Origin of the sequence: Modestobacter marinus (genome assembly GCF_019799945.1) — a bacterium.
GTDB classification, from domain to species: Bacteria; Actinomycetota; Actinomycetes; order Mycobacteriales; family Geodermatophilaceae; genus Modestobacter; species Modestobacter marinus_B.
Map to the genome: position 1 here is coordinate 81,585 of NZ_JABGCH010000017.1, position 18,435 is coordinate 100,019.

Genomic DNA, 18,435 nt, shown 5'->3' on the forward strand with positions numbered 1-18,435 from the left:
CCTCAGCGGGGCAGCAGCGTCGCCAGCAGCCCGGTGGCGGCGGCGGGGTGGTCGGCGGCGAGCAGGCCGGCGGCGGCCAGCACGTACCGGACGTCGACGACGACCGGCGTCCCGCCCACCACGCCACCGGCGCCGCCGCGGTCGGCGGCCACCCGATCGACCACCGCGCCCACCGCGGCGGGGTCGCCGTGCCGGAAGACGCCGCCGGAGAGGACGACGAGCCCCACCCCGCGCGCGCTCGCCCCACCTGGGCCGTAGGCCGCCTCGGCGCGCAGGTGCCGGCGGAGCGCCACGACGGCCGCCGCCTCCCCCAGCGCCAGCGGGGCGTCCCCCGGCGCCGGCAGCCCCTCGGCCACCGCGGCGGCGCGCAGCGCGTCGGCGCTGGCGTGCACGCCGAGGTCGCCCTCGACGGTCCGCCGCCGGGACGGGACCCCCACCGCGGCACGCCGCAGGCCGGCCTGCTCGGCGTCGACCGCGGGCACGCAGTACACGTCGGTGGTCGCCCCGCCGACGTCGAGCACCACGACCCCGGGTACCTCCGCGGCGAGCCGCAGGTCGGCGAGGGCGGCCACCCCGTCGAGCACGGCGTCGGGGGTCACCGACCGCACCCACTGCCGCAGCCGGGGGTCCGCGGAGAGCCGGTCACCCCCGATGACGTGGGTGAGGAAGACGGCGCGGATCGCCGCCCGGGCCGACTCGGGAGCGAGCTGGCCGATGTCGGGCAGCACGTTCTCGGCCGGGCTGACCGGGACCCCGGCGGCGCCGAGCACGGCCGCGACCTCGTCCCGGACGGCGGCGTTGCCGGCGAGCACCACCGGGACGGACGGACGAAGGACCCCGCTGCCTCCCGGCACTCGCAGGCTCGCGCTGGGACCCTGCAGCGGGGCGGATGAGGCCAGCGCGTGCGCGTTGTGCCGGAGCACGCCGGCCTCGCCGCCGTCGGTGCCGCCGACGAGCAGGACGACGTCGGGCTCGGCCGCCGCGAGCGCCGCCAGTGCCGCGCCGTCCAGCCGGCCGGCGACCACGTGCACCACGCGCGCACCGGCCGACAGCGCCGCCCGGTGCCCGGCCTCGGCGCTGATCAGCTCCTCGTAGCCCACCACCGCCAGCCGCAGCCCCCCGCCGGCACTGGAGCACGCCCGCACCTCGGCGTCCCAGCCGTCGGTGGCGGCCAGCACGCCGGTCACCACGTCGCCGGGGGTGGTCGGCGCCTGCCGGGTGGCGAGCAGCCGCCCGGTGGGCACCTCGACGAGGGCCGCCTTGGTCCAGGTGGAGCCGATGTCGACGCAGGCCACCGCCATGCTCACGTCCGCACGATCCCGGCGGAGGCCGCACCCTCGACCAGGGTGTCGAGGCCGAACGCCTGCACCGGCCCGAGCGCGCCGGTGCCGCGGACCCCGCCGGCCGCGGCGCGCACGGCGGCCCAGGCCAGCAGGTCGGCGGTCATCGCGTAGGGGTCCGGGCCGGTCAGCTCGACCCGCGCGACGCGCTCCCCCGCCGGGTCGCGGACCTCGGCGACGACGGCGGTGCGCACCCGGCCCTGCCCGGACGGTGCCTCCGCCACCCGGCCGCCCACCCAGTCGGCGAGCCGCACCGCACCCGCGCGGGCACCCGGCACGCGGGCGAGCCACGGCGTGGCCGGGGCCACCAGGTGGGCCAGCGGCGTCCCGGGGCCGAACCAGGCCAGGTGCACGCCGACCTCGCGCAGCGGAGGGGCCAGCCCGGGGAGGGTCAGGTGCTCCGAACCGCCGACCGACAGACCGCGCCGGCGCCGTCCGGCGGCCTCGAACGACCAGGTGTGCGCCCCGGCCGGCTCGGCCTCCAGCCGACCGCCGGTGAAGGCGTGCCCGGGCTCGAGCAGCACCCCGAGCAGCGAGACCAGCGTGCCGCGGGAGAACGCCTGCCCCCGCACGCCGTCCAGGGCGTACCCGACGTCGACCCGGTGCGCCCGCGGCCCGGCCGCGGCGAGCGCCAGCGCGGCGGCCAGCGTGCCGGGGACGTAGTCGTGCCCGAATGCGGTCAGCAGCACCGCCCCGGTGCGCTCCGCGCGCGGTCCGGCGTCCTCGAAGACGCTGCGCACGAACGGGGGCTCCCCGGTCGAGTCCAGGTAGACCGCCCCCGCCGCGACCGCGGCCGTCAGCGCCGGATCGCCGAGCCGCAGGAAGGGGCCGACCGTGGTGACGAGCACGTCACCCCGGCCCACGAGCGCCCGGACGGACCCGCGGTCGCCGACGTCGGCGGCCGCGGTCTCCAGAGGCCCGTCGTCCCCGCCGAGCTCCCTGGCCAGCGGGGCCAGCCGGCCGGCGTCGCGACCGGCGAGCACCGGACGCGCGCCCCGGGCGGTGAGCGACCTGGCCACCCGGCCCCCGGTGTGGCCGGTGGCGCCGAGCAGGACGATCCGGGAGGCCATGCCGGGAACGCTAGGGGACGCCACGCCGGAGGACGGACGGAACCCGGCGGTCGGGAATCAGTCGTGCGCGACCGGGTAGGGCGGCCGTGATGTGTTCCGCGCCGTGGCCGCCGACCCGGTCACGGCGCCGTGCCCTCCCCCAGGCCGATCCGCCCGGCCAGCGCGGCGGCCTCCACGCGGGTCGACACCTTCAGCTGCCGCAGCAGGTTGGCGACCAGCCGTTTCACGGTGCGCTCCGAGACGTGCAGCGTGGTGGCGATGTCGACGGTGCTGGTGCCGGCCGCGACCAGGCGCCACAGCCGCCGGTCGTCGGCGCTGAGCCGGGCCGCGATGCCCTGGTCGGCGCTGGGGGCGGCGTCCTGCAGCAACTGCCGGAGCAGCTGCTCCGGCAGCACCGACCAGCCGTCCAGGACGGCGAGCAGCGGGCGGACCAGGGTCTCCGGGGACGCCGTCTTGGGCAGGAACGCCGCCGCGCCGGCGCGCAGTGCCTCCAGGGCGGCATCGGCCTCGGCGAGGCCGGACAGGGCCACGACCCGCGTCGTCGGCTCGGCCCGGCGGATGGCCGCGATCGCGCGCGTGCCGCCCGGGGGCGGCATGTGCAGGTCGACGACGGCGACGTCCGCGTGGTGCCGGCGCACGAGCGCGGCCCCCGCCGACGCGTCCTCGGTGGTGCCCACCACGCGCACGCGCCCGCCGCTCTCCGGCGGCAGCAGCAGCGCCAGACCACGACTGAAGAGCGGGTGGTCGTCGATGACCACCACGTCCACCGGGGGACGGAGCCCAGAACCGGCGTCCGCTTCTCCCACGACACCCCCATCGATCGGTCGCGGCCGGTGTCGCTGACCGGTCACGCACCCCGGAGATGCCCGTGACACTCGCCGCCGACACCCCGTCGTCCGCCCTCCCCGGCCTGATCACCGACCTGGCGCGGGTGGTCCGCAGCCACCTGCCGCACCCGGCCCCGGAGGCGGTGCGGACCGAGGACGCGCTGGTCCGCGCGCTGTGCCACGACATGCGCAGTCCGCTGGCGGCCCTGGAGGCGTTGCTGGACCGGCTGGCCGGCGAGGAGGACCGGCGACCAGAGGTGCTGCAGCTGGCCCGCGAGCAGGCCCGGCACCTCGCCTCGCTGCTGCGGACGGCGCACGCCACCGGCGGCGCCCCGGAGCGGCGGGGCCCGCGGCGGCTGGTCGACGTCGTCGAGGCGTCGATCGAGTCCTCCGGCCTGGCCCGGGAGCAGCTGACGGTGCGGCTGTGCGAGGAGGTGGGCGAGGTGACGGTGGCCGACGCCCGGGTGCAGCGGATCCTGACCAACCTGCTGGAGAACGCGCACCGGCACGGCCGCGGGGCGCCGGTCCGGCTGCGCGCCGACCGCCGCGCCGGCTGGGTCGAGCTGGCCCTGACGCAGGCCGGCGTCCCCGCCGAGCGGGTCCTCGGCCACCTCAGCTGCCCGACGCCCCCGGTGGACCTCACCGGGCTGGGGCTGTGGTCGGTGCAGCGGCAGACCCGCGAGCTCGGTGGGCGGCTGGCCTGGTCGGAGGGCCCCGACGGCGCGTTCACCCTCGTCGTCCGGCTGCCCGACCGTTGATGGAGGACACCCTGCCCGCACCGCTCGCAGGCTCGTGGCGGCCCCCTGCAGGAGGGCCAGCAGAGTCGGCCCCTGCGGGCCACGGGACGGCACGGGGGTGACAGCCCGGCGGGGGATCTCCCTGGTGTCGCCGCTGACCGCGGCGGCAGGCGACCGGCCGACAGAGGAGACGCCCGTGTTCACGCACACCCACGCCCTGCAGTACGAGGCCAAGCCCGACGGCCCCGACCCGGACTTCGCCCGGAAGATGCAGGAGGTCCTCGGCGGTCAGTGGGGGGAGATGACCGTCGCGACCCAGTACCTGCTGCAGGGCTGGAACTGCCGGCTGCCCGGCAAGTACAAGGACCTGCTCCTCTCGATCGGCACCGAGGAGCTCGCGCACGTCGAGATGATCGTGACGATGATCGATCGGCTGCTGGACCACATCCCGCTCAAGCCGGACGCCGCGGACCGCAGCAAGGAGGCCGCCGCCGGCTACGGGCAGCACAACCCGCAGCACGCGATCGCCAACGGTGCCGGCGCGAGCTACATGGACAGCATGGGCAACCCCTGGACCGGCGCCTACGTTACCGCCAGCGGCAACCTGATGGCCGACTTCTCCTACAACGCGACCGCCGAGATGCAGGGCCGGCTGCAGGTGGCCCGGCTGTGGAACATGACCGACGACCACGGCGTGAAGGACCTGCTGCGGTTCCTGCTCACCCGGGACCACTACCACCAGCAGCAGTGGCTGGCGGCCATGGAGCAGCTCAAGGAGGACGGGCTGGAGGGCCTGCCGGTCCCCGAGGCCTTCCCGCTGGAGGAGGAGCTGCCGGAGTTCGCCTACACCTTCATCGACGCCTCCGACGGCCCCGAGGCCGCGAACGGCCGCTGGGCCAGCGGCCCGGCGCTGGACGGCACGGACAACGTGTTCCGGGCCGCGCCGATCGCGGCGACCGCCGACGCCCCGATCCTGCCCCCGGGCGACCCGCGGCTGTACGGGTCGCCGCAGACCGAGGTCACCGGTCTGCTCCAGAAGGCCAAGGACGCCCTCAAGTAAGTGCCTCCCCCGCGCCGTCGCCGCGCCGGCGCCCTGGTTCCGCCTCCTGGGCGGACCGGGGACGCCGGCCCGGCGGGCGCTCCGGCCCCCTGGAGGACCACACCGTGCACCTGACCGTCCCCACCGCCCACCTGCCGGCCGTGCACCTGCCGGCGCTGCACCTGCCCGCCCGGCTGTCCGTGGCCGGGGTCCTGCTCGCGGCGGTCTACGCCGCCGCGATCGCCGTCGCGCTGTCGGCGCCCGGCGAGCACGCCGTCGGCGGCGGCGTGGTGCTGGCCGGACTGCTCGGCCGCTGGGCCGTCCGCCGTCGGCGCACCGCCACCGGTGCGCTGCCCGTGGCCGCGGCCGTCGTCGACGCCTGAAAGGACCTCGCTGCCCCCCACGACTCGCAAGCTCGCCGGGGGCCCCTGCAGCGAGGCCATGGCCCGGGTCGCGGCACCGGCACGACGCGAGGCCCGCCCCCCGGTGTCGGGACGGGCCTCGCGGGTGAGGTGATGGAACGGCCCTCCTGCAGGGCCCCGGCGCGAGCTCGCGAGCGTCGGGGGGCAGGAGGGCCCTTCCTCAGTGCTCGACGGCCTTCTCCGCACCGATGCCGGTCAGCGACCTGACCTCGAGCTCGGCGTACTTGTCGACGTCCGGCTTCTCCTTGGACAGCTTGGTGCCCAGCCAGCCCAGGAAGAACGACAGCGGGATGGAGACCAGGCCGGGGTTGTTCAGCGGGAACAAGGAGAAGTCCACGTCCTGCAGCAGAGACGGGCTCTTCCCGGTCGCCGGGTTGACCGGGGCGCCGGAGACGACCGGGGAGAAGATGATCAGCCCGATGCAGGCGATCAGCCCGCCGTAGATCGACCACAGCGCGCCCTTGGTGGTGAAGTCCTTCCAGAAGAGCGTGTAGAGGATCGTCGGCAGGTTGGCCGAGGCCGCCACCGCGAAGGCCAGCGCCACCAGGAACGCGATGTTGATCCCCGCCTGCAGCGCCAGGATGCCCAGCCCGATCGAGACCGCACCGATCACGATCGCGGTGATCCGGGCCACCTTGACCTCGGCGTCCGGGCGCACGTTGCCTTTCTTGAGCACCGAGGCGTAGACGTCGTGCGCGAAGGACGCCGACGCGGTGATGGTCAGGCCGGCGACCACGGCGAGGATCGTGGCGAACGCGACGCCGGCGATGATCCCGAGCAGCACCGTGCCGCCGAGCTCGAAGGCCAGCAGCGGAGCGGCGGCGTTGACCCCGCCCGGAGCCCCCAGCACGGCGTCCTTGCCGACCAGGGCACCCGCGCCGTAGCCGATCACCAGGCTGAACAGGTAGAAGATGCCGATCAGCCAGATCGCCCAGACCACCGACTTACGGGCGTCCTTGGCGGTCGGCACGGTGTAGAAGCGCATCAGCACGTGCGGGAGGCCCGCGGTGCCGAGCACCAGGGCGAGGCCGAGGGAGATGAAGTCCAGCTTGGACGTCTCCGACGCGCCGTACTGGGCCCCGGGGTTCAGCACGGCCTCGCCGCCGTCGGCGACCGCGCCACCGAGCAGCGAGGAGAGGTTGAACCCGTACTTGCCGAGCACCCAGACGGTCATCACGAACGCGCCGGCGATGAGCAGGGTCGCCTTGATCATCTGCACGTAGGTGGTGCCGCGCATGCCGCCGACGAGCACGTAGAAGATCATCAGCGCGCCGACGACGATCACGACGATCGCCTGGGCGGCCTCACCGGTGACGCCGAGCAGCAGGGTCACCAGGCCACCGGCGCCGGCCATCTGGGCGAGCAGGTAGAACAGCGACACGGCCAGCGTCGAGATGGCGGCGGCGGTGCGCACCGGCCCCTGCCGCATCCGGAAGGCCAGCACGTCGGCCATGGTGAACCGCGCGGTGTTGCGCATCAGCTCGGCGACGAGCAGCAGCGCCACCAGCCAGGCGACCAGGAAGCCGATCGAGTAGAGGAACCCGTCGTAGCCGTAGACGGCGATGGCGCCGGCGATCCCCAGGAACGAGGCGGCGGACAGGTAGTCACCCGCGATCGCCAACCCGTTCTGCGTCCCGGTGATGTTCCGGCCGGCGGCGTAGTAGTCCGCCGCGCTCTTGTTCGTGCGGCTGGCCCGGAACGTGATGAACAGCGTGATCAGCACGAAGATGCCGAAGATCGAGATGTTGATCGCCGGGTTGCCGATGGTCGCGCTGTCGGCGGCGAGCAGGTCAGCCACGGGTCGGCTCCTCGCGGGAGGACGGGCTGGCGAACTGGTGCGACTCGAGCCGGTTCCGCATCTCGTCCGCGATCGGGTCGGTGCTCTTGCCGGCGTGCCGGACGTAGAGCTGGGTGATCAGGAACGTGGTGGCGAACTGCGCGAGGCCGAGCAGCAGCCCGAGGTTGACGTTCCCGAACACCCGGGTGGACATGAAGTCCTGCGCGTAGGTCGACAGCAGCACGTACAGCAGGTACCAGACCAGGAAGGCCACGGTCATCGGGACGGCGAAGCTGCGGAACTTGCGGCGGAGCTCGGCGAACTCCGGGGAGTTCTGCGCCGCCCGGTACTCCTCCGGGGTGAGCAACCTGCGTTCGGTCGGTTCGGTCACGGGGCACCTCGCTGTGCGTCGCCTGAGGGTGATCGTCGTCACCTTAGGGTCTGCGCGCTCACCAGGGGGGACGGCCCCGTCCGAAACCCCCGGCGTCCCCCGTTCGGGGGACGCGGGAAGTCCACGTCGGTGCAACACCGGGGTAACGGCCGGCTGGTCCCATCAGGTGCATGGCGATCCCCTGGAGCCCCGCGACCCGGACCGCCGCGGCGCCGGGATCGTCGTCCGGCTGGTACCCGGTGGCCCACTCCGCCGAGGTCTCGACGACCCCGGTGCAGGTGGGGGCGGGCGGGAGGGCGTACGTCGTGGTCCGGCTGACGGCCGACGGCGAGGTCACCGCCGTCTCCGCCCGCTGCCCGCACCGGCTGGTGCCGCTGGTGGCGGCCGGCGTCGTCGACGGCCACCTGCAGTGCCCGTACCACGGCTGGCGGTTCAACGCGGAGGGCCGCTGCGTCGAGATCCCCTCCCTCGGCCCTGACGGGACGCCGCCACCCCGCGCCGACCTGACCGTGCCGTGGGCGGTGGAGGAGCGGGACGGCTGGGTATGGCTGGCCCCCGAGCGCACCGCCACGCTGCGCCCGCCGCGCAGCGGCGGTTCCCGCCCGGCGCCCGACCCGGAGCCGGTGCCCGACCCCGCGCCGCCGTCCGGCCCGGTGTTCGGCAACCTCGACCCGTCGCTGACCCGCGCCTGGCACCCCGTCGCGCTCGCCGACGAGCTCGTGGACGGCGGCTACGTGCAGGCGCGGCTGCTGGGCCGGACCTGGACGGTGCACCGCCGGGACGGCGAGCTGGACGCCGATCCGCCGGCCTGGGGTGTCCAGGAGCGGTACGGGGTCGTCTGGCTGGCGCCCGACGAGCCGCAGGGTCCGGTGCTCGCCGTCCCGGAGGCCGAGGACCCGCGGTTCGCCGCGGCCTGGCTGCCGCCCGCCCGTTCGGCCGCGCCGGCCGGTCCGCTGGCCGACACCCTGCTCGACGTCGCGCACGTCCCGTTCGTGCACGCCGGCACGACCGGGACGTCGGCGGAGGAGGTGCCCGCGCACGTCGTCACCCCGGAGGCCGGCGGGTTCCGCAGCGTGCAGGAGCACTGGTCCGACAGGGGCGCGGGCCGCCGGCGGGCCACCTCCGTGTACCGCGTGCCGTTCCAGCTGCTGCGGCGGCTGGAGGAGCCGGCCACGGGGACGGTCCGGACGGTCCTGTTCCTGCTCCAGCCCGAGGACCGGGACTCCACCCGGATCTACACCTGCGTGCTGCTGTGCGCCGGCGACGCCGGCGCCGTGCCCGGGGACGTCCTGGCCGTCGCGGTCACCCACCAGGAGGAGCTGCTCGCGGAGGACCTGGCGCTCCATGCGCGGATGGACAGCCAGGGCCTGCCGCTGCTGCTCCGCGACGAGCTGCACGTGCCGGCGGACCGGCTGGGCGTGGCGCTGCGCCGCGCGCTGGCCGACTTCGCCGCGGCCGGCGCGACCGCCGACCTCCCGGACCGGGCGAGCGCCTGAGCGGGGACCCGGGCGGCGCCGGGCACCGGACCGGGTGGACGATTCCCCGGTGAGCTCGCGGGACCGGTTCGAGCGCGGTACCGACGGCCCCCGAGTCATCCTGGTCGGGGTCGACGGCTCGCCGACGTCGCTGCGTGCCGCGGCGTACGCGGCGGGGCTGGCCCGCCGGCAGGGGTCCCGGCTGGTGGCCGTCTACGTCGCCGAGCCGGCGCCGGCGATGGCCGGCTGGGTGCCGGCCGCCCAGGCGGTCATCCGGGACGCCACGGCCGAGGTGGACGCCGAGCTGCGCGCCGAGCTCGCCCACGCGGCGCGGCACCTGGGGGTGGACGCGGAGTACCGCACGGCCCGCGGCGACCCGGTCACCGAGATCGCCCGGATCGCCGACGCGCTGCCGGCCGACGCCGTCCTCGTGGGGGCGTCGGAGCAGGCCGGGCACCGGGTGGTCGGCTCGGTGGCGGTGCGGCTGGTGCGGCTGGGCCGCTGGCCGGTGACCGTCGTCCCGTGACGCCTCCGTGAGCATCGCAGGGAGCGCCAGCGACCGAGGAGCGGAGCGGAGGCGGAACGGGACCAGTGTCGTCGTCCCGTGACGCCTCCGTGAGCATCGCAGGGAGCGCCAGCGACCGAGGAGCGGAGCGGGGGCGGAACGGGACCAGTGTCGTCGTCCCGTGACGCCTCCGTGCGCACGGCGGGGGAGGATCGGCGGGTGCCCTTCGTGAGCCTCGACGCCCTGGCCGGGCGCACGTTCGACGCCGTCCTGTTCGACATGGACGGCACGCTGATCGACTCGATGTCCGGAGCGCTGGCCGCCTGGCGCACCTGGGCGCAGGAGCACGACGTCGAGCCGTCGGTGCTGGCGGAACTGGGCATGGGCGGCCGGCCGGCGGCGCAGGTGATCGGGCAGCTGCTGGCCGCCGAGCGGGTGGCCGACGCGCTGGCCCGGATCGAGCACCTGGAGATCGAGGCGGCCGCCGAGGGCATCGAGGTGCTGCCGGGCACGGTGGAGGCGCTGGAGTCCCTCCCGCCGGAGCGGACGGCGATCGTGACGTCGTGCACGCGCTCCCTGCTCCAGGCGCGGCTGGCGGGGTCGCAGCTGCGGCACCCGCGGGAGATCGTCACCTTCGACGACGTCGAGCACGGCAAGCCCGCGCCCGACCCGTTCGTCCTCGGCGCCCGGCGGCTCGGCTTCGACCCGGCGCGCTGCCTGGCCGTGGAGGACGCGCCCGCCGGGCTGGCCTCGGCCCGCGCCGCCGGCTGCACCACCCTCGCCGTCGGTGACACGCACACCCCGGACGAGCTGGACGCCGACGCGCACGCGCCCGACCTGTCCCACGTCCGGTTCGACGCCGGGCCCGGGGGGATCACCGTCTCCTCGGTCTGACGGCGTCACAGCGGGCTTCGAGGGCACGAGCGTCGGCAGGAGGACTGCCGTCCTGCCAGGGTGGACGGCATGATCGATCTCCTGCTGCGCAACGCCGTCCTGCCGCGGACCACCGCCCCCGTGGACCTCGCCGTCGACGGGGGCCTCCTCGTCGAGGCCACCGGCCAGGACGCCCGGGAGACGATCGACCTGGGCGGCCGGCTGGTGACGCCGCCGCTGGTCGAGCCGCACATCCACCTCGACGCGGTGCTCACCGTCGGCCAGCCGCGGCCCAACGTCAGCGGCTCGCTGTTCGAGGGGATCGCGGTCTGGGCCGACCGGGTGCGGGACCTGACGGTCGAGGACGTGCAGCAACGGGTGCGGCAGGTGCTGCGCTGGCAGGTCGCCAACGGCGTGCAGGCCGTGCGCAGCCACGTCGACGTCTGCGATCCGCAGCTCACCGCGCTGCGGGCGCTGGTCGAGCTGCGCGAGGAGGTGCGGGACATGGTCGACCTGCAGCTGGTCGCCTTCCCGCAGCAGGGCATCCTCGGTTTCCCCGACGGCCAGCGGCTGATGGAGCGCGCGGTCGACCTGGGGGCGGACGTGGTCGGCGGCATCCCGCACTACGAGCTCACCCGCGAGGACGGCGTGGAGTCGGTGCGCTGGCTGATGGCGCTGGCCGACGAGCGGGGGCTGATGGTCGACGTGCACTGCGACGAGACCGACGACGAGCACTCCCGGTTCGTCGAGGTCATGGCGGCCGAGACGATCCGCCGGGACATGGCCGGCCGGGTCACCGCCTCACACACCACGGCCATGCACAGCTACAACGCCGCCTACGCCTACCGCCTGATCGGCAACCTGGCCCGGTCCGGGATGCACTTCGTGACCAACCCGCTGGACAACGCGGTCCTGCAGGGCCGGTTCGACACCGGCCCGGTGCGCCGCGGCAACACCCGGGTGAAGCAGCTGCAGGCGGCCGGGATCACTGTGAGCATCGGCCACGACTCGGTGATGGACCCCTGGTACCCGCTCGGCTACGGCGACCCCCTGCAGTGCGCGTTCGTGCTCGCCCACCTGGCGCACATGAGCGGCGCCGAGGAGCTGCCCCGGCTGATCGAGATGATCACCACCGACGCCGCCCGCACCCTGGGCCTCCCGGAGAACCGGCTCCGCCCCGGCGACCCTGCCGACCTGGTCGTCTTCGACGCGCCCACCGACGTCGACGCGCTGCGGCTGGTGGCGCCGCGCACCCTCGTGCTGCGGGGCGGGCGGGTGGTCGCCCGCACCGAGCCGGCCCGGACGACCGTCACCTGGTCGGGTATCACCGAGCCGGTCACCTTCCTCCGTTGAGTGCCCCCCGGCCGGTCACCCAGCCACCGTCCAGGCCAGCGGGGGATGCTGGAGGTGTGCTGATGATCCGCCGTACCGCCCTACTGACCGCTGCCACCGCGCTCGCCGGGGGTGTCAGCTGGGTCGTCCGCGCCGCCTGGGGGCTGCCCACCGCGCTGGGTGCCAGCCAGCGGCAGCTGCGTCCCACCGTCGCCGGCTCGCCGCAGTTCGCCGAGGGCCGGTTCCACAACGCGATGCCGACGCCCGCGCTGGAGCCGGCGACCGCCCGCAGCGGGCTGCTGCGCCAGTGGCACGAGGACCGGCACAAGGGCCTGCCCGGCGCCCCGGTGCCGCTGGCCCGCCCCGAGGTGCCCGAGCAGGCGAGCGCGCTGGCGGTCACCTGGTACGGGCACTCCAGCGCGCTGCTCGAGGTGGACGGCCGCCGGGTGCTGGTCGACCCGGTGTGGGCCGAGCGGGTGTCGCCGTCCCCGCTGCTCGGCCCCACCCGGCTGCACCCGGTGCCGGTCAGCATCGCCGGCCTCCCCCGGGTCGACGCGGTGCTGATCAGCCACGACCACTACGACCACCTCGACCTGCCGACCGTCCGCGCGCTGCTGCGCACGCAGTCCGCGCCGTTCGTCGTCCCGCTGGGCATCGGCGTGCACCTGCGCGGGTGGGGCGTGCCGGAGAACCGGATCGTCGAGCTCGACTGGGACCAGGCGGCCACGGTCGCCGGGTTGACGCTGACCTGCACCGAGGCCCGGCACTTCTCCGGGCGGTTCTTCGCCCGGAACACCACGCTGTGGTCCTCCTGGGTGGTCGCCGGGCCCGAGCACCGGGTCTTCTTCGGCGGGGACACCGGATACACCCCGGCCTTCGCCGGCATCGGCGCCCGGCTGGGCCCGTTCGACCTGACCCTGCAGCCGATCGGCGCCTACAACGACGCCTGGCACGCCATCCACATGGACCCCGAGGAGGCGGTGCGGGCGCACGGGGACCTCGGCGGGCAGGTGCTCGTGCCGATCCACTGGGCGACGTTCAACCTGGCCTTCCACCGCTGGGCCGAGCCGGTGGAGCGGCTGGTCGCCGCGGCGCAGGCCCGGGACGTGACGGTCGTCGTCCCGCGGCCCGGGGAGCGCGTCGACGTCCTGGCCCCGCCGCCGCTCGTCGACTGGTGGACCGCCGTCGGCTCGGCCGACGACGCGCCGCGCGCCCCGCTGCCGACCGAGAACGGGAACCGCTGGACCGGTCCGGCCCGGCGGTTCAGCTCGCGACGCTGACCAGCACCGCCGGGAGCTGGGTGAGGTCCTCGACCTCGTGCTCCGGCTGGGGGCCCGCCGGATCGACCCGGTGCCCCGGCCGGGTGACCCGGACAACCGCCAGCCCGGCCTCCAGCGCTCCCCGCGTGTCCCGGGCGGACGCCGGCACGTGCACGTCGACGCCCGCCTCGGCGGCCCGCCGGTAGATATCCGGGTGCGGCTTGTAGGCGCGCAGGCGCTCGCTGGTGAGCACCGCGTCGTCGTCGACCAGGACCGCGGCCCGGGTGCGGCGGAACAGCTCGTCGTCGACGTTGGACAGGATGCCCACCCGGTGGTCGCGGGCAACCGCGGCGAGCCCGGCCTCGACGTCGGGCCACAGCGGCCAGTCCGGCAGCGTCGCCAGCAGCGCCGCGGCGTCCTCGGCCGGGTCGGCCCGCAGCCCCCGCGCGGCGTAGGCCGCATCCAGCGCCCGCCGGCTGTGCTCGGCGAAGGTCACCCACGGCTGCGCCGGGAGATCCTTCTGCGAGGCCTTGTTGCGCGCGTCCCAGTCGTCGTAGAGGTCGCGGCCGGCGACGTCCCAGCCGTGCCCCGCCGCGATCCGGTCGAACGCCGCCGTCCCGCCCGCGCGGGAGTCGATCAGCGCACTGAACAGGTCGAACGTCACCCACGCCATACCGCCCATCCTGACCTGCCCCGCAGCGCCCCGCGTCGCGGGGAGGATTGATCACCGCGCGGAACGGGCATCCACGCGCCAATCGATCCAGCCCAGGATCAACAGGAGGACGACGATGCCCAGCGACGGCCACCGGGTGACCGACACGATCCGCGCCAAGTTCAGCGGCAACCACGCCGCGGACGTCCCACCGGGCGGCGGCGGGTCCCACGCCGTCCCCGCGGGCTCCGCGGGGTCCACGTCGCCCAGCGACAGCGGGCGGGACGCGACCCAGGTACTCCCGCCGGTCGGCGGCCCCAGCGACCGGGAGTCCACGCAGGTGCTGCGCCCGGACGCCGACCGGCACCGGGGAACCGACCGGGACGCCCCCGCCGCCGTGTCCCGCAAGGAGGTCGTCGCCGCCCAGCGGGCCCGCTACGGCGGCATCCACTGGGGCCCGGCGTTCTTCGGCTGGCTGTCGGCGAACGGCCTCGCGGTGCTGCTCGTGGCCCTGCTGTCGGCCGGCGGTGTCGCGGTCGGCCTGACCCAGGGCGTGAGCGCGGACGAGGCGATCAGCTCGGCCGCGGGGATCGGGCTGGGCGGCGGGATCGGGCTGCTGGTCGTGCTGTTCCTCGCCTACCTGGCCGGCGGGTACGTCGCCGGGCGGATGTCCCGCTTCGACGGTGCCAAGCAGGGCATCGCCGTCTGGGTGATCGGCCTGCTGGTCGTGCTCCTGCTGGCGCTGGCCGGCCTGGTCTTCGGCTCGCAGTACAACGTGCTGGCGCGGCTGGACCTGCCGCGGATCCCGATCAACGAGGGCACCGCGACCACCGCGGGCATCATCGCGCTGGTCGCCGTCCTGGTCGCGACGCTGGTCGGGGCCGTGCTCGGCGGGATCCTCGGCGGCCGGTACCACAAGAAGGTCGACCGGGTCGGCTTCGACGCCGTCCACGCCGGCCGCTGACCCCCACCGCTGGGGCGGGGCGCGGTCCGCGCCCCGCTCAGCGCAGCAGCTTGGACATCCGCCGGTCGGCCAGCGGCTTGCCGCCCGTCTGGCAGGTGGGGCAGTATTGCAGCGACGTGTCGGCGAAGGACACCTCGCGCACCGTGTCACCGCACACCGGGCACGGCAGCCCGGTGCGGGCGTGCACCTGCAGGCCCGCGCGCTTCTCGCCCTTCATCGTCGCCGCCCGCTGACCGAGCTGGCGGTCCAGGGCGCCCAGCAGCGTCTCCCGCAGCGCGGCGTGCAGCCGGAGCAGCTCGTCGTCGGTGAGCTTGTCGGCCATCCGGAACGGCGACAGCCGGGCGGCGTGCAGGATCTCGTCGGAGTAGGCGTTGCCGATCCCGGCGAGCACCGTCTGGTCGGTGAGAGTGCCCTTGAGCTGGCCGTGCCGGCCGGCCAGCAGCGCACCGAGCCGCTCGGCGTCCAGGTCGAGCGCGTCCGGCCCGAGCCTGGCGATGCCCGGCACCTCCGCCGGTGACCGGACGACGTACACCGCCAGGCCCTTGCGGGTGCCCTGCTCGGTGAGGTCGAAGCCGTTGCCGTCATCGAGGTGGGCGCGCAGCGCGAGCGGTCCCCGGCCCGGCTTGGGCGGCGCGGTCGGCAGGTTCTCCCGCCAGTGCAGCCAGCCGGCCCGGGCCAGGTGCACGACCAGGTGCAGCCCCGAGACGTCGAGGTCCAGGAACTTGCCGTGCCGGGCGGCTCCGCTGACCTCCAGCCCGGACAGCGCCGACAGCGGCGGGTCGAAGGTCTTGATCGCCTGGACGGCGGCCAGGTCCACGCGTGCCATCACACGGCCGACGGCGTTCTCCCGCAGGAACGCAGCCAGCGCCTCCACCTCGGGCAACTCGGGCATCCGCCCATGATCCACACGCAGCCGCCGGTCTGCTCCCCCTGGAGGGCGGAAATGGCCATTTCTGCCCCTCAGGGGGTGACGGCGGCGGCCATCCGCTCCACGACGGTCTCCAGCACCCGGCGCGGGGTGGCCAGGGTGAGCCGCACGTGCCCGGCACCGGCCCGCCCGCACCCGAGCCCGTCCACCAGCGCGACGCCCGCCTCCCGCAGGAAGAACTCGGCCAGCGGCTCCTCGATCCCCAGCGCCCGGCAGTCCAGCCAGGCCAGGTAGGTGCCCTCCGGGGGCGTGTACCGGACCTGCGGCAGGTGCGCGGCCAGCAGGTCGGCGAGCAGCCGCCGGTTGCCGTCGAGGTAGCCCAGGACCTCGTGCAGCCACTCCGCCCCCTCGCGGAACGCGGCCGTGCTCGCGATCGCCCCGAGGGTCGAGCAGCCGAGGGCCGCGTGCTGGCCCACCTGCGCCCAGTGCGCGGCATCGGCGTCGTTGGACAGCAGCAGCTGCGCGCACTTGAGCCCGGGCAGGTTCCAGGCCTTGGACGCCGCGGTGGCGGTGACCGTGTGCGCGGCCGTGACCGGGGAGAGGGCGGCGTAGGGCCGGTGGACCGCTCCCGGGTACACCAGCGGCGCGTGGATCTCGTCGGAGAACACCCGGACCCCGTGCCGCTCGACGACCTCGGCCAGCGCCAGCTGCTCGGCCTCGGTGAAGACCCGGCCGACCGGGTTGTGCGGGTTGACGTGCACCAGCAGCCCGCCGCCGGCCGCGGCGAACGCCCGGTCCAGCGCCGCCAGGTCGTAGGTGAGCCGCCCGTCCGGCCCGGGGACCAGCGGCACCTCGACGATCTCGCGGCCCAGCAGCCGGGGGACGACGAGGAACGGCATGTACGCCGGGGTCGGCAGGACCACCGGCGTGCCGGCCGGGGTGAAGTGCTCGATCGCGGCCTGCAGGCCGGCGACGACGTCGGCCAGCGGCGCGACGCGCTCGGCGGGGACCGGCCAGCCGTACCGGTCGGCCTGCCACGCGGCGCAGGCCTCGGCGAGGGCGCGCGCCGTCGGGGCGGGCAGGTAGCCGAAGGCGGCGACGTCCACGGCCCGGTGCAGCGCCCGGGTGACCGCCGGCGCCGTCCCGAAGTCCATCTCGGCGACGAAGGCCCCGATGGCGTCGCCGTACCGCGTCCACTTGAGGCTGCCCGCCGCGCGCAGGGCCTCCTCGGTGAGGTCGTCGAAGGAGCGCTGGACGTCGCCGGTCACCGGGTCGGGTCCGTTCCGGGCGTCCGCAGGCGGGGTGGCGTCAGCTCGACCGGTCCCCTGGCCTGCGCGGCGGACGTCCGCGGCTCGGCCCAGCGCAGCAGCCCCGCGACGTCCACCCCGTGCCGCCGGGCCGCCTCCCCGGCGGTGGCCAGGGACCGGACGGCGCGGCCGAGCAGCGTGACGGTGCCGGCCGGGTTGCCCCGGGCGGCGTGGGTGAGCCCCACCGCGAGCTGCGCCAGCCCGCGCCAGAGGTCCCGCTCGTCGTCGGGCCGGGTCTTCCACGCGTCCTCGAGCACCTCGTGGGCGTGGAACGGGCGGCCGGCGTCCAGGAGCTCCTGCGCCTCGGCCAGGGTGGCCTCGGGCGTGCGGACGACGCCTTCCGGGGCACGCGGCTCCCCCTCGGCGCCGTAGGGCAGCGGGCGGCCCAGCGCGTCCCGGGGCCGGGCGTTACGGGCCCGCCCGGCAGCGTCGCGGTCGCGGTCGCCGGCGACCATGCTCACCCCAGGACGGTGGTCAGCCGCACGCGGACGCCGTCCTCGGTCGGGGTGATGTCGACGTGGTCGCACAGCTGCCGCGCCAGCCACAGGCCCATCCCGCCCAGCGACAGGTCGTCACCGTGCGCCGGGCCGTAGCCGATGAATGGGTCCCGCAGCCCCGTGCCGCGGTCGGTGACGGTGCAGACCAGCCGCTTCTCATCGGCCCACAGCCGGAGGTCGACCGGCGGCCGCCCGTGGCGGAGCGCGTTGGTCGTCATCTCGTCGACGGCGAGCAGGAAGTCCTCCAGCGCCGGCTCCGAGCCGGCCGGCAGGCTCGCGTCGGCCGCGCGGGCGGCCAGGGCGCGGCGGAGCCCACGCAGGTCCCGCACCGAGTCGGCCCGCACCAGCGGTTCGGTCGCCTCCAGCGGCTCCGGCGGCACCGGGAGCGTCGCCAGGTAGTGCTCGGGCTCGATGGACGCCGGGTTCGGCGCGTCCCGGCCGTCGACGAGGAGCACCGGGTGGGTGGCGTGCGCGGCGTCCACCAGCGGACCGGGCACCCGGCGGGTGTCGAACACGCACAGCACGACCAGGTCCCCCTCGCCGAGCTCGGCGGCCTCGGTCAGCGTGTGGTCGAGGACCGCGTCGTAGCGCTGCCACTCCCGCCAGGTGTCCTCACCGGACGCGGGCACCGGCTCGAGGACGACGCGCACCGCGGCCGCAGCCGGCCCGCGGTGCCGCGCGCCCAGCCGGCGGACGGCGGTGATCGCGGCGGCCGGGCCGTTCCCGTAGACGTCGGACCAGTCGGGCCAGGAGATCTCGTCGTGGTCGGGGAACTCCTTCTGCAGCAACGCCGCGGTCGGCTCCGTGCAGGCCACCACCACCGGCTGGCGCGCGTCCAGCCCGGCGCAGACGAACGCGACCATCCCGTCGACCAGCTCGGCGTCCGAGGCGGCCAGGAGCCCGCGGTGCACCCCGGACCCGGCTGCCCCGTCCATGCTGCTGGTCTCCGTCCTGCCGTCGCGACGCCACCATCCCGGCAGCCGTGTCCCGCCGTTCCCCTACCCGCTCCGGCGCAGGTCAGTCCCCCGGCGTCGAGTACAGCCTGTGACGACCGCCGGGCGCGCGCCAGTCGGTGCAGGACGGCCGCCTCGCCCATCCTG

General features: G+C 75.7%; 19 protein-coding genes. 9 read left to right on the forward strand and 10 right to left on the reverse strand.

Annotated features, from left to right (window positions below; all coding sequences use genetic code 11):
* Nucleotides 1-2 precede the first annotated feature (2 nt).
* From HK417_RS14910 to HK417_RS26500, 3 genes are all read right to left on the reverse strand, one after another.
* On the reverse strand, nucleotides 3-1,301 hold the full coding sequence (locus HK417_RS14910; protein WP_261326805.1) for a glutamate mutase L: 1,299 nt from the start codon (nucleotides 1,299-1,301) through the stop codon (nucleotides 3-5).
* Between the two features lie 2 nt (nucleotides 1,302-1,303).
* A complete protein-coding gene (locus HK417_RS14915) occupies nucleotides 1,304-2,410 on the reverse strand; it encodes a hypothetical protein (protein WP_222267793.1) in 1,107 nt (368 codons plus the stop codon).
* A 119-nt stretch (nucleotides 2,411-2,529) separates the two neighbouring features.
* Nucleotides 2,530-3,177, reverse strand: coding sequence for a response regulator transcription factor (locus HK417_RS26500; RefSeq protein WP_308123595.1), 648 nt, complete (start codon nucleotides 3,175-3,177; stop codon nucleotides 2,530-2,532).
* A 95-nt stretch (nucleotides 3,178-3,272) separates the two neighbouring features.
* Between HK417_RS26500 and HK417_RS14925 the strand changes: the two genes are divergently transcribed.
* The 3 genes from HK417_RS14925 to HK417_RS14935 all read left to right on the forward strand — a co-directional run bounded on the left by HK417_RS14925 (nucleotide 3,273) and on the right by HK417_RS14935 (nucleotide 5,396).
* On the forward strand, nucleotides 3,273-3,995 hold the full coding sequence (locus tag HK417_RS14925) for a sensor histidine kinase (RefSeq protein WP_261326761.1): 723 nt from the start codon (nucleotides 3,273-3,275) through the stop codon (nucleotides 3,993-3,995).
* Nucleotides 3,996-4,170: 175 nt separating this feature from the next.
* On the forward strand, nucleotides 4,171-5,034 hold the full coding sequence (locus HK417_RS14930) for a manganese catalase family protein (RefSeq protein WP_222267799.1): 864 nt from the start codon (nucleotides 4,171-4,173) through the stop codon (nucleotides 5,032-5,034).
* Nucleotides 5,035-5,138: 104 nt separating this feature from the next.
* Entirely contained in the window at nucleotides 5,139-5,396 is a 258-nt protein-coding gene (locus HK417_RS14935) for a hypothetical protein (protein ID WP_308123596.1), read from the forward strand.
* A gap of 199 nt (nucleotides 5,397-5,595) precedes the next feature.
* On the opposite strand, the gene HK417_RS14940 is transcribed toward HK417_RS14935, so the two are convergent.
* Both HK417_RS14940 and HK417_RS14945 read right to left on the reverse strand, forming a co-directional pair.
* The gene (locus HK417_RS14940) at nucleotides 5,596-7,233 is read right to left on the reverse strand and encodes a solute symporter family protein (protein WP_222267801.1); all 1,638 of its coding nucleotides are present in this window, start codon (nucleotides 7,231-7,233) and stop codon (nucleotides 5,596-5,598) included.
* Entirely contained in the window at nucleotides 7,226-7,603 is a 378-nt protein-coding gene (locus HK417_RS14945; RefSeq protein WP_222267803.1) for a DUF485 domain-containing protein, read from the reverse strand. Before HK417_RS14945 ends, HK417_RS14940 begins: the two co-directional genes overlap by 8 nt.
* A 170-nt stretch (nucleotides 7,604-7,773) precedes the next feature.
* On the opposite strand from HK417_RS14945, the gene HK417_RS14950 reads away from it, so the two are divergent.
* From HK417_RS14950 to HK417_RS14970, 5 genes are all read left to right on the forward strand, one after another.
* Nucleotides 7,774-9,099 (forward strand): Rieske 2Fe-2S domain-containing protein, encoded by a 1,326-nt coding sequence (locus tag HK417_RS14950; protein WP_222267805.1) that lies wholly within the window; start codon nucleotides 7,774-7,776, stop codon nucleotides 9,097-9,099.
* Between the two features lie 49 nt (nucleotides 9,100-9,148).
* Entirely contained in the window at nucleotides 9,149-9,604 is a 456-nt protein-coding gene (locus HK417_RS14955) for a universal stress protein (protein ID WP_222267808.1), read from the forward strand.
* 198 nt (nucleotides 9,605-9,802) lie between these two features.
* A complete protein-coding gene (locus HK417_RS14960) occupies nucleotides 9,803-10,477 on the forward strand; it encodes an HAD-IA family hydrolase (protein ID WP_308123597.1) in 675 nt (224 codons plus the stop codon).
* Between the two features lie 69 nt (nucleotides 10,478-10,546).
* The gene (gene codA / locus HK417_RS14965; RefSeq protein ID WP_222267810.1) at nucleotides 10,547-11,809 is read left to right on the forward strand and encodes a cytosine deaminase; all 1,263 of its coding nucleotides are present in this window, start codon (nucleotides 10,547-10,549) and stop codon (nucleotides 11,807-11,809) included.
* Between the two features lie 62 nt (nucleotides 11,810-11,871).
* Complete coding sequence (locus HK417_RS14970; protein WP_222267812.1) at nucleotides 11,872-13,068, forward strand: MBL fold metallo-hydrolase; 1,197 nt, start codon at nucleotides 11,872-11,874, stop codon at nucleotides 13,066-13,068.
* Here HK417_RS14970 and HK417_RS14975 read toward each other — a convergent pair.
* Nucleotides 13,052-13,720: an HAD family hydrolase gene (locus HK417_RS14975; protein ID WP_222267814.1), complete on the reverse strand. Its 669-nt coding sequence runs from the start codon at nucleotides 13,718-13,720 to the stop codon at nucleotides 13,052-13,054. The two genes, HK417_RS14970 and HK417_RS14975, sit on opposite strands and share 17 nt — an antisense overlap.
* Nucleotides 13,721-13,835: 115 nt before the next feature.
* Here HK417_RS14975 and HK417_RS14980 point away from each other — a divergent pair, with 115 nt between their 5' ends.
* Nucleotides 13,836-14,663: a hypothetical protein gene (locus HK417_RS14980; RefSeq protein WP_261326764.1), complete on the forward strand. Its 828-nt coding sequence runs from the start codon at nucleotides 13,836-13,838 to the stop codon at nucleotides 14,661-14,663.
* A gap of 37 nt (nucleotides 14,664-14,700) precedes the next feature.
* Here HK417_RS14980 and HK417_RS14985 read toward each other — a convergent pair whose 3' ends face one another.
* The 4 genes from HK417_RS14985 to HK417_RS15000 form a co-directional block, all read right to left on the reverse strand.
* On the reverse strand, nucleotides 14,701-15,555 hold the full coding sequence (locus tag HK417_RS14985; RefSeq protein ID WP_222267816.1) for an Fpg/Nei family DNA glycosylase: 855 nt from the start codon (nucleotides 15,553-15,555) through the stop codon (nucleotides 14,701-14,703).
* A gap of 68 nt (nucleotides 15,556-15,623) precedes the next feature.
* Nucleotides 15,624-16,799, reverse strand: coding sequence for a MalY/PatB family protein (locus HK417_RS14990; protein WP_222267817.1), 1,176 nt, complete (start codon nucleotides 16,797-16,799; stop codon nucleotides 15,624-15,626).
* Entirely contained in the window at nucleotides 16,796-17,293 is a 498-nt protein-coding gene (locus tag HK417_RS14995; protein ID WP_222267870.1) for a DUF309 domain-containing protein, read from the reverse strand. Before HK417_RS14995 ends, HK417_RS14990 begins: the two co-directional genes overlap by 4 nt.
* A gap of 2 nt (nucleotides 17,294-17,295) precedes the next feature.
* Nucleotides 17,296-18,270, reverse strand: coding sequence for an anti-sigma factor RsbA family regulatory protein (locus tag HK417_RS15000; protein ID WP_222267818.1), 975 nt, complete (start codon nucleotides 18,268-18,270; stop codon nucleotides 17,296-17,298).
* Nucleotides 18,271-18,435 lie beyond the last annotated feature (165 nt).